Source organism: Vibrio sp. (genome assembly GCF_047973365.1).
Classification (GTDB): Bacteria; Pseudomonadota; Gammaproteobacteria; order Enterobacterales; family Vibrionaceae; genus Vibrio.
Map to the genome: position 1 here is coordinate 1 of NZ_JBKEBW010000062.1, position 10,505 is coordinate 10,505.

Consider the following 10,505-nt stretch of genomic DNA (forward strand, 5'->3'; position numbering starts at 1 on the left):
ATAGTTGGTTTTGAAGCAGAAAGACAGAATCAGCACTATAGATATCAGGCTAACTCACTAAAAACAAAGAGGGTTTTATCATTCCTTAGCTTGGCGAAGAATATTTTAAAAGACACGCCTTTGAGGCGTGTACTTCAATGGTTTCGAAATGGAGTGGCCGCTTTATCGATAGGTTACCCTTCAATAATAAGTCGACCACTCCAATAAATGGGGATCCCTCAGTGCCTTCGCAGGAATGACGCGACGAGAGGCAGGAATGACGATATTGGGTTTGTCATCAGTCTGACCGGAGCTGTTATCAGGTAATTTTCTCGCGATAAAGTTTAGGGCTGACACCAGCCTTGCGCTTGAATACGCGCGAGAAATAAAGCGGATCGGAATAGCCGACGATTCGTCCAATATGATTAACCGAATAGTGCGTCGTTACCAACAGTTGCTTGGCACGGCTAATACGTTGGTCATCGCGCCATTGGGTAATGGTCATTTTCATTTCGTCGCGGAACAAGTGCCCTAAACGAGATGGCGATAAACAGGTATACGCAGCAATTTCCTCAAGGCTGAAATCCTGATTGAGATTTTGCGTCATGTAGTTAATCGCCTGAATGATACGCGGATCGAGCGGCTTACTCACCACATCGGGTTGTACCGATTTACAACGAATCAACAATTGCTCAAGCAAGTTGATCGCTAAATCGTCGCGATAAGGGAGATCGGATTTGGCGGTGTATTCGATATCAACAAACAAACTTTCAATATTTTCGATGTCCTGCACTGACAAGCCGCTGGTCACATAAACCCCATTGCGTTCTTCCTGCCAGTTTAACCAGTCATTCCAGAAGGCTCTGGGACGAAAATAGACCCAACGGTGAAACCATGAAGCATTGTCATCTTTGCGGCGGTAATAGTGGGCGGCACTGGGCGGAAACAGCAGTAAGTCTCCCGCTTTGACATGAAACTCATGTTCTGCGGAGAAAATAGTACCTTCACCTTTGCTGGTGATATTGATGATGTACCCTTTCATGCCGGTTTGACGGTCGATGGTGTAGTCGAGCTCGTCACCTTCGATAATCGGTGTCAGTCCCGCGACTAAATGCGCATCGAAGTCATACCCTGGCTTGAGTGGATCAGTGTTCTGCATAGACCAACAATCATTAGAATTTTCTCTAGTGTATGTTGAGCCCGGAAGTATTGCGATTTTCGACATCACATTTTATCTAATACGATCTACGGTTGGTTTAAAACTATCCATTGTGTAGCAGAAAAAGCTTCACGAAACAGATCAGGTTTGATGGAATGACGAATAGATTCACTGGGAAGCCCGTGGCGGCTCAGTTGCCAATCCGGTTGCTCGGATTGTGGCAGCTCATTATTGCCCTCCATCTCAACGGGAACAATCGCGTGGCGGATATCTAATCGAGTGGGAATGCTATTGCGCGCCAAATACTCAATCACCACCGCTTTATCATGAAAGTAGTAGTTCATGTTGACGGATAGCTGATTAACCGATGGCTTATCGGCATGGTGAAACTGGCACCATTGTTCAATGCGATCATGGCGATGACGAAACTTCCACTGCGCCGGTGAGACATCCAGTAACTCACCGTTGTTAATCAGTTCGAGCTTGCCTTGGTACAACACCTTATCCGCATACAGCAGCTCAAACTCAGTTGCACACTGACCAGCAACACGCAGTGTCCACTGGTTATGGTGGATATCAAACGGGCTGACAATGTCAACGCCCGGCTCTGGTTTAGATTCGTCAACCGCCATAATTACCTCTACAACTTTTCGTTATCACTAAACTCGCATTACGTCATCCTGGAAAATACAAAGTATTTATCCAGGATCTAAGCTCCGCAGTTAGCGGTTATTAGATTCCTGCTTTCGCAGGAATGACGGCGGAACAAGAATAATGACGACGACCAGACTTAAACACCAGAATTCAAACGGTAGTACAAGCTGTTGGTTTTCAGCTCTTGCTTGAAGGTACGAGTCTCAGTGTTTTCATCGATAACAACCATTTCCATACCTAGAATATCGGCGTAATCCGCTAGGGTATCAACACTCACCTGTTGGCTGTAGGCACTGTGGTGTGCGCCGCCCGCATGAATCCAACTTGCCGCTGCAATTTGTAGGTTTGGCATTGGTTCCCAAAGCGCGTGAGCAACTGGTAAGTGTGGCATACCTTGTGGTGGCGCAACCGTCTTCACTGTGTTGACGATCATACGGAAGCGGTTACCAAGGTCAATCACAGACACGTTAAGCGCATCACCCTCTTTGCCGCTAAATAGCAGACGAGGAACATCACACTTCAGACCAATGGTATGACGGTGAATTTCCAGGCGTGGTTTTGCCGCAGCGATGGATGGACACACTTCTAGCATGTGCGCGCCAAGAGCTTGGTCCGTTGCGCCGAAGTTATAGGTGTAGTCTTCCATAAATGATGTACCGCCTTGGCGACCTTTACCCATCTGCTTCATGATGTGAACCATAGCCGAGGTTTTCCAGTCACCCTCACCGCCGTAACCGAAGCCTTTCGCCATCAGACGTTGTGTTGCAAGACCTGGCAGCGAACCTAAACCGGTTAAGTTTTCAAAGGTGTTGGTAAATGCGCTAGCACCTACATCAGTTAAAAAGCGTTCCATACCCATTTCTAGGCGTGCTTCGTGTTGCATCAATTTAAGCAGTGCCGCATCGGTGAGCAGCTCTGGTTTCATTTCATACGTTGATGCGTATTCATCCAACATGCGAGCCACATCGGCATCCGATACCGATTGAACCACGTCAGTCAGTTCGCCCAAGCCGTAAGCGTTCACTTCGTAGCCGAACTGGATTTGCGCAGAAACTTTGTTACCTTCAGTCACCGCTACTTGACGCATGTTGTCACCAAAACGTGCCACTCTGAGGTTTTGACCTGCGTGGATACCCACAGCCGCACGGCACCAGTCATCCATTTCTTTATGCACTTGCGGATTTTGCCAGTGACCCACCACCACTTTGCGGTCGATACCCATACGAGTGCCGATAAAGCCGAACTCACGGCAACCATGCGCACTTTGGTGTGTGTTCATGTAGTTCATGTCGATGCTGTCCCAAGGAAGCGCCGCATTGAACTGAGTGTGAAGATGCATGAACGGTTTGTTGAGCTGAGACAGACCTGCAATCCACATTTTTGCTGGAGAGAAGGTGTGCATCCAAAGCACCAAACCGATACAGTCTGGATCGTTGTTCGCGGCGCGACAGACATTCAGGATCTCTTCCGGAGACTTCACTGTGCCTTTGTCGACCATAGGTACAGAGATGGCACTGCTTTGGTTGAAACTTGCCACCATCTGACCACTTTCCAGCGCCACTTGCTCAAGCACTTTTGGTCCGTAGAGCGTTTGTGAACCGGTGACAAACCAAACTTGTTTTTCGTTAAATACTTTCATGACTTACCCTTTATTCTTAGCTGACTGACCGTAATAAGCATTGGCTCCGTGTTTACGTAGGTAGTGCTTATCGAGCAACGCTTGATTGATATATTCCACCGCAGGATTGATCTGCAGAGTTTGCAGCGCCATGCCGGCGACAACCTCTGTCACAACTGCGTTGTGCACCGCTTGATGAGCATCTTTGCCCCAGCAGAACGGTGCATGTTCTTTGACTAAAATTCCCGGAATCGCAATTGGGTCGTTATCGCCAATGGTTTCTACGATCACCAGACCGGTATTCAATTCGTAATCGCTGGCAATCTCTTCGTTTGAGAGCGCGCGAGTACATGGAATGCTGCCGTAGAAGTAATCGGCATGGGTGGTGCCTAATGCTGGGATCGCTTTACCCGCTTGCGCCCAAGCCGTTGCTTGAGGCGAATGGGTGTGAACCACGCCACCAATCTTGGCGTAGGTGCGGTACAACACTAAATGAGTGGCAGTATCCGAAGACGGGTTGAGATCGCCTTCCACGATATTGCCTTGCAGATCGACCACCACCATGTTTTCAGCGCTTAAATCTTCATAAGCAACACCGCTTGGCTTGATCACCACTAAGCCAGATTCACGGTCAATCGCTGACACGTTGCCCCAGGTGAACGTCACTAACTTGTGACGTTCTAAATCTAAGTTGGCTTGCCACACATCATGACGCAGCTTTTTCAGACGCTCTTGTTGGTTCGACACATTATCCATGGCTACGCTCCTGAGCATGTTTGGCTTCAGCGATTTGTTCTAGATGTTGACCCAACTCGCGATAGTTGGTGTAACGTTGTTCACGTAGCGCTTTTGCTGCCGCATTCGGTTGGTAAACTTGGCTAATTGGGCTTGCCATCACTTGTTGTGCTTGTTGAGCATCTTGATACACACCAGCGGCAACCGCGGCGAAAATCGCCGCACCCAGAGCGCAACACTGCTCAGAGCTGGCAACGGCAATATCACGACCGATAACATCGGCACACATCTGCATCACATATGGCGATTTCTGTGAAATACCGCCGATAGCGATAACACGTTCAACATCCATACCTTGGTCAACAAAACAATCGACAATCGCTTTCGCACCGTGAGCGGTAGATTCAACCAGAGCAGCAAACATTGCCGGTGCAGTCGAACCCAAGTTTAAATCGGTAATCGCGCCTTTGAGGCGTTGGTTGGCGTAAGGTGTGCGACGGCCATTATGCCAGTCCATCGCCAGTGGTGAGTTATCGTTGAAAGCGTATTGCTGCGCAGCCTCGGCAAGCATTGGCACCATCGACTTATCCAACTGCTCCATCACTTTTGCTGCGTCTGGGTTGGTTTTCGCCAGCGCCTGAATTGGCCACATCAGTACACGCTTATACCATGCATAAACATCGCCAAATGCTGACTGCCCCGCTTCCAAAGCCATCAAGCTTGGTAGCGCGCTGCCTTTCACCTGACCACAAATACCGTGAATAGTGCGATCGCCCACTTTGTCCGCATCCACCATCAGGATGTCACAAGTAGAAGTACCGATAACTTTGACCAGATCATGCGCGCCTGCTCCTGCGCCAACAGCCCCCATATGACAGTCGAACTCGCCGACCGCAACGGCTAAACCAGCAGGTAAGCCCAGCTTTTCAGCCCACTCTGGTGTGAGGTAGCCTGCCACATCTTCAGAAGTATAAACCTCAGTAAACATGCGCTCACGGATACCATCCAGAGTTGGCGAAATGGCAGAAAGGAATTGTTGATCCGGCAAGCCGCCCCAACTGTCATGCCACATTGCTTTATGACCTGCGGCACAGATACCGTGGCGGAATTTACTTGGGTGTTCGTTACCTGAAAGCAGTGCGGGGATCCAGTCACACAATTCCACCCAACTATGAGCGGCTTTCGCCACTTGCTCATCTTGCTCACTCACCCAGGCCGCTTTTGCCCAGAACCATTCAGAAGAGTAAATACCACCAATGTACTTGGTGTAGTCGATGAACTCGCCACCGTGGGCCAGTTCATTAATCAATTCGGCTTTGGATACCGAGGTGTGGTCTTTCCACAGGATAAACATTGCGTTCGGGTTCTGCGCAAATTCAGGCAGTAGCGCCAACACATTGCCTTGCGCATCGACCGGAGCCGGGGTTGAACCTGTGGTATCCACACCGATACCCACCACAGACTGTGCGATTTCCGCAGAGACTTGCTCAAGCGCTTCACGGATCGCCTGAGTCATCGCTTCTATATAGTCTTGCGGGTGGTGACGAAACTGAGATTGTTCTGGCTCGTTGTATAAGCCTTCCATCCAACGCGGGTAGTAAGTGACGCCGGAAGCCACTTCCTCACCACTAATAGCGTTGACCAATAATGCACGCACCGAATCTGAACCAAAATCCAGTCCGATAACATGTGCAGGGGGTGTCGCTAAATGCTTCATAACAACTCCGTATAGGGTATCCATGTAGGGTGATATTTTTTGTTTGTTATACCCCTACATGGAGAAATCAGCCATGACATTGCCTGCTAGATATATGGACAAATTAGTCATAAAGATGTTTCTGTGTAGCTGATTAAAAAACACACTAACACTGGATAGACAAGGCTTGCGCGGCAATCCTCTCGCTAAATTGCCACCAAAAACAGATCGAAAATGCACTAAAACATGACAGATGAGATCCCCATCATGTTCACCTCGGCTAAATGAATGGACAAAATCGCTACATTTTTTTGGTGTGATTTTGGTCACTTCAAGTTGAAATGAAATACTCAAATATGTCCGTGAAACAAACCCTACCCAGCGGATGGAATAACAATGAAACTAAAAAAACTATTACTAGCAACAGCCCTAACCGGGGCAACGATGTTAAGCGCCTCTGCCAATGCTTTCTTTGGTTCAGATGATGAATTACGCTTAGGTTACCTGGTTAAACAACCTGAAGAGCCATGGTTCCAGACTGAATGGTCATTTGCCGAAAAAGCCGGTAAAGATCTTAAGTTTGAAGTGGTTAAAATGGCGATTCCAGATGGTGAAAAAACTCTGAATGCTATCGATACCCTAGCCGCTCAAGGCGCGAAAGGTTTCGTTATCTGTACTCCGGACCCTAAATTAGGTCCAGCAATCATGGCAAAAGCCAAAAGCTATGATCTCAAAGTCGTGACCGTTGATGACCAATTCCTTAACGCGAAAGGCGAACCAATGACTGACGTACCACTGGTCATGATGGCAGCAACGGCTATTGGTGAACGTCAAGGCTCTGAACTTTATAAAGAAATGCAAAAACGTAACTGGGATGTTTCAGTGACTGGCGTGATGGCAATCACCGCTGATGAGCTAGACACCGCGCGTCGTCGTGTCAACGGTTCTATCTCAGCGCTTAAAGCGGCGGGTTTCCCAGAAGGTCAAATCTATCGCGTACCAACCAAAACCAACGACATCCCTGGAGCATTGGACGCAGCAAACTCACTGCTTGTTCAATACCCTAACGTTAAGCAATGGCTAATCGTCGGTATGAACGATAACACAGTGCTTGGTGGCGTACGTGCAACAGAAGGTCAGGGCTTCGGTGCTGACAACGTTATCGGTATCGGTATCAACGGTGTGGATGCAGTGAACGAACTCGCGAAATCCAGCGCAACCGGTTTCTACGGTTCTCTACTTCCTAGCCCAGACGTACACGGCTACAAGAGTATCGAGTCTCTTTACAAATGGGTTAAAGAAGACGTTGAACCCGCTAAATTTGTTGAAGTAACTGACGTAGTTCTTATCACTCGTGACAACTTCAAAGACGAACTAGCGAAGAAAGGGCTTTAAGCTCATCTTTGGTGACGGCTGTGATTTGGCCGTCACCCCTCTTGAATTTCGGTTATTTTGAACCAACGGAGAGAAGTCATGGCGAAGTCCCCTTCTTACATAGAGTTCTGTAATATTTCCAAGCACTTCCCCGGAGTAAAAGCACTGAACAACGTTAGTTTCCGCGCAAGCGCGGGCAGTATTCATGCTTTGATGGGCGAAAACGGTGCAGGTAAATCGACTCTACTTAAAACCTTAAGTGGCTTCCACCAGCCAACAGAAGGTCATATCACAATTGATGGTAAAGAGATCACACTGGCCTCAACCAACGACGCACTAGAGCACGGTATCGCGATTATTTACCAAGAATTGAACTTGGTACCCGAACTGACCGTGGCTGAAAACATTTACCTTGGGCAGCTTCCAACCAAAGGTGGTCGAGTTGATACCGAAACGCTAAACAAAAATGCCCGCGTGCAGTTAGAGCGTCTTGGTGAAACTTTTGACCCTGCATGCCAGTTAAAAGAATTATCTATCGGCCAATGGCAAATGGTGGAAATCGCCAAAGCCCTTAGCCGCAATGCGCAAATCATCGCCTTTGATGAACCTACCAGTAGCTTGTCTCAACGTGAAATTCAAAACCTGTTTAAGGTTATCCGTGAGTTACGTGACGCTGGCAAAATCATTATGTACGTATCACACCGCATGGAAGAGATCTTCAACCTGTGTGATGCCCTGACTATCTTTAAAGATGGTCAACATGTTCAATCATTTACCGATCTTTCAGCGCTGACCAATGATCGCTTAGTTGAACTGATGGTTGGCCGCGAAATCAGCGATATCTACAACTACCGCCCACGGGCACACGGTAAAAGTGGTTTACGTCTGGAAAACTTCGAAGGTCCGGGATTAACAGCCCCTGTTTCACTCGATATCAAACAAGGTGAAGTACTGGGTTTATTTGGTCTGGTCGGCGCGGGTCGTACCGAGTTAACTCGCCTTATTTTTGGTGCGGATAAAAAAACAGCCGGTGACCTTTATCTACACGATGTAAAAATCTCCATAAATAATCCGATAGATTCAATCCGCGCAGGCATTACTCTCTGCTCTGAAGACCGTAAAGCCGACGGCATCGTACCTATCATGTCGGTTCAGGAAAATACCAATATCAGTGCTCGTCCTTGGCATCTTAAATTCAAGAGTCTGATCGACTTTGGTTGGGAACAAGAAAACGCCTCCAAACAAAAAGAAGCGCTCAATGTCAAAGCCTCTTCTCTGGAGCAGCCAATCGGCAAATTATCCGGTGGTAACCAACAAAAAGTGATTCTGGGTCGCTGGTTATCAACTGCAATGAGCGTGATCTTACTCGACGAACCAACCCGTGGTATCGACGTTGGTGCCAAGTCTGAAATTTACGAACTGATTTTTAAGCTGGCAGAAAACGGCGTGACCGTACTCGTCGTTTCCAGCGATTTACCAGAAGTGTTGGGTATCTCTGACCGCGTCCTCGTGATGAAAGACGGCGCAGTAACCGGTGAACTTCAACGCGACGAATTTAATGAACAAACCGCTCTTCGTCTGGCTATGTTAGACAAAGAAGAATCGGCAGCAGCTTAAAATTAAGGAATATCATTATGTCTACTTCTAGCCCTACAAAAGCCCTAGAGTCAGAACCGAAATCTGGTGGCTTCAAATTCGGTAAAATTTGGGACAAGTTTGGAATGCTAATGGTGTTTGCAGGTCTGTTTTTGCTCTGCTGCCTGTTCGTTCCTTACTTCGCAACCTTTATCAACATGAAAGGTCTTGGTCTGGCAATCTCGATGAGCGGAATGGTCGCGTGTGCCATGTTGTTCTGTTTGGCTTGTGGTGACTTAGACCTATCTGTCGCTTCTGTTATCGCCTGTTCTGGCGTTGTCACCGCGGTCGCTATCAACGCAACTGGCAGTGTTATTCTCGGTGTTGGCGCAGGCCTGCTCTCTGGCGTTGCTTTTGGTCTGCTTAACGGCTTTGTGATTGCAAAACTGCAAATCAACGCGCTGATCACTACGCTAGCAACCATGCAGATCGCTCGCGGTCTTGGCTATATCATCTCTGATGGTAAAGCGGTGGGCATCACAGAAGAGAGCTTCTTTGCGCTCGGTAACTCTTCTTTCATCGGTATCCCTACCCCAATCTGGCTAACACTTATCACCTTTGGTGTGTTTACTTTCTTACTCAACCGTACTGTATATGGCCGTAATACCCTGGCAATTGGTGGTAATGAAGAAGCTGCACGTCTGGCAGGTGTGAATGTGGTAAAAACCAAGATGATGATCTACACCATCTCCGGTTTCATGGCCGCACTGGCGGGTGTGATTCTGGCAGCACGTATGACCTCAGGTCAGCCAATGACTTCTGTTGGTTTTGAACTGGTAGTTATCTCTGCCTGTGTACTGGGTGGTGTGTCACTGAAAGGGGGCATCGGTAAAGTTTCTTATGTTATCGCCGGTGTGCTTATCCTCGGTACGGTAGAAAACGCGATGAACCTGTTGAACATGTCTCCGTTTGCTCAGTATGTGGTTCGTGGTTTGATTCTGTTGGCAGCCGTTATTTTTGACCGCTACAAACAGAAATCTCAATAAGTTATATACTTCACGTATTTTTTCTCATGTTTATTGCCCTCTAATTAAGAGGGCTTTTTTGTTTGCCCAGCAAAGCTGGCAAACCCGTCCACTTGAAAGAAAGTGGAGTCACCCTGACTAAGGGGAAGACAATCCGAATGGCAAGGGCGTCACGGGCTAACGGTGGGGTCTGAAGGAAGCCAGAGGAAGTTAGATGTACACACCTAACCGTAATCTGTCTCGGCGGTACTGGTGGGTAAGCGTCCAAAATAGCGCAAAGCCCAATACTTAGTCAGACCAATACTGTGATTGAGGGTGGGATATCTAACAGGGAGTCAGTGCAATAACTGGGGAAGCCTGACACCACATCCGGGCAAATGCCGGAAGCATCCATCAAGCGGTGACTCAAGGTGAATGTTGGTGCGAGGTGGCAGATGAATCCGTAGTAGTAAGTAAGGCTCGACCAGTGAAGCCCAGTAATGGTGTGGAGGAGAAAACCGAGCTGACCATCAGCACTGCGTTTGGTGGGGCACTGACTAGCCAAAAGCTTATCAGTGTTGCGAAGGGAGGAAGCATACTTTAAGTCTGTGATGAGCAGATGTTTTTTTTAGTGGTACACAATCCAACTCGCTATTGGGGTATTCCGGACTGGTGGGCTGTGGAAGTGGTGCACTGAAACGAGAAACCGTA

9 protein-coding genes and 1 pseudogene are annotated in these 10,505 nt (G+C 48.0%); 4 read left to right on the forward strand and 6 right to left on the reverse strand.

From position 1 onward, the window contains the following. Window positions 1-207 (forward strand): annotated as a pseudogene (locus ACK5MF_RS08825) (hypothetical protein); the annotation flags it as partial. A gap of 91 nt (window positions 208-298) precedes the next feature. On the opposite strand, the gene araC reads toward ACK5MF_RS08825, so the two are convergent. The 5 genes from araC to ACK5MF_RS08850 all read right to left on the reverse strand — a co-directional run bounded on the left by araC (window position 299) and on the right by ACK5MF_RS08850 (window position 5,862). Next, window positions 299-1,138, reverse strand: coding sequence for an arabinose operon transcriptional regulator AraC (gene araC, locus ACK5MF_RS08830; RefSeq protein WP_416921364.1), 840 nt, complete (start codon window positions 1,136-1,138; stop codon window positions 299-301). An 86-nt stretch (window positions 1,139-1,224) separates the two neighbouring features. Next, window positions 1,225-1,770: a hypothetical protein gene (locus ACK5MF_RS08835; protein ID WP_416921366.1), complete on the reverse strand. Its 546-nt coding sequence runs from the start codon at window positions 1,768-1,770 to the stop codon at window positions 1,225-1,227. Between the two features lie 158 nt (window positions 1,771-1,928). After that, the gene (gene araA / locus ACK5MF_RS08840) at window positions 1,929-3,431 is read right to left on the reverse strand and encodes an L-arabinose isomerase (RefSeq protein ID WP_416921368.1); all 1,503 of its coding nucleotides are present in this window, start codon (window positions 3,429-3,431) and stop codon (window positions 1,929-1,931) included. A gap of 3 nt (window positions 3,432-3,434) precedes the next feature. Then, entirely contained in the window at window positions 3,435-4,166 is a 732-nt protein-coding gene (locus tag ACK5MF_RS08845; protein WP_416921370.1) for an L-ribulose-5-phosphate 4-epimerase, read from the reverse strand. Next, entirely contained in the window at window positions 4,159-5,862 is a 1,704-nt protein-coding gene (locus tag ACK5MF_RS08850) for a ribulokinase (protein WP_416921372.1), read from the reverse strand. Before ACK5MF_RS08850 ends, ACK5MF_RS08845 begins: the two co-directional genes overlap by 8 nt. Before the next feature lie 375 nt (window positions 5,863-6,237). Here ACK5MF_RS08850 and ACK5MF_RS08855 point away from each other — a divergent pair, with 375 nt between their 5' ends. From ACK5MF_RS08855 to araH, 3 genes are all read left to right on the forward strand, one after another. Continuing rightward, the gene (locus ACK5MF_RS08855) at window positions 6,238-7,236 is read left to right on the forward strand and encodes an arabinose ABC transporter substrate-binding protein (protein WP_416921374.1); all 999 of its coding nucleotides are present in this window, start codon (window positions 6,238-6,240) and stop codon (window positions 7,234-7,236) included. 78 nt (window positions 7,237-7,314) lie between these two features. Continuing rightward, window positions 7,315-8,832, forward strand: coding sequence for an L-arabinose ABC transporter ATP-binding protein AraG (gene araG / locus ACK5MF_RS08860; protein ID WP_416921376.1), 1,518 nt, complete (start codon window positions 7,315-7,317; stop codon window positions 8,830-8,832). Between the two features lie 17 nt (window positions 8,833-8,849). Further along, window positions 8,850-9,836 carry an L-arabinose ABC transporter permease AraH gene (gene araH / locus ACK5MF_RS08865; RefSeq protein WP_416921378.1) on the forward strand — a complete coding sequence of 329 codons (987 nt, stop codon included), beginning with the start codon at window positions 8,850-8,852 and terminating at the stop codon, window positions 9,834-9,836. A 271-nt stretch (window positions 9,837-10,107) separates the two neighbouring features. On the opposite strand, the gene ACK5MF_RS08870 is transcribed toward araH, so the two are convergent. Next, window positions 10,108-10,359, reverse strand: coding sequence for a hypothetical protein (locus ACK5MF_RS08870; protein WP_416921380.1), 252 nt, complete (start codon window positions 10,357-10,359; stop codon window positions 10,108-10,110). Window positions 10,360-10,505 lie beyond the last annotated feature (146 nt).

Coding starts and splice junctions, on each gene's coding strand:
- araC (WP_416921364.1), bottom strand. CDS start 1,138: ATGCAGAACACTGATCCACTCAAGCCAGGGTATGACTTCGATGCGCAT.
- ACK5MF_RS08835 (WP_416921366.1), bottom strand. CDS start 1,770: ATGGCGGTTGACGAATCTAAACCAGAGCCGGGCGTTGACATTGTCAGC.
- araA (WP_416921368.1), bottom strand. CDS start 3,431: ATGAAAGTATTTAACGAAAAACAAGTTTGGTTTGTCACCGGTTCACAA.
- ACK5MF_RS08845 (WP_416921370.1), bottom strand. CDS start 4,166: ATGGATAATGTGTCGAACCAACAAGAGCGTCTGAAAAAGCTGCGTCAT.
- ACK5MF_RS08850 (WP_416921372.1), bottom strand. CDS start 5,862: ATGAAGCATTTAGCGACACCCCCTGCACATGTTATCGGACTGGATTTT.
- ACK5MF_RS08855 (WP_416921374.1), top strand. CDS start 6,238: ATGAAACTAAAAAAACTATTACTAGCAACAGCCCTAACCGGGGCAACG.
- araG (WP_416921376.1), top strand. CDS start 7,315: ATGGCGAAGTCCCCTTCTTACATAGAGTTCTGTAATATTTCCAAGCAC.
- araH (WP_416921378.1), top strand. CDS start 8,850: ATGTCTACTTCTAGCCCTACAAAAGCCCTAGAGTCAGAACCGAAATCT.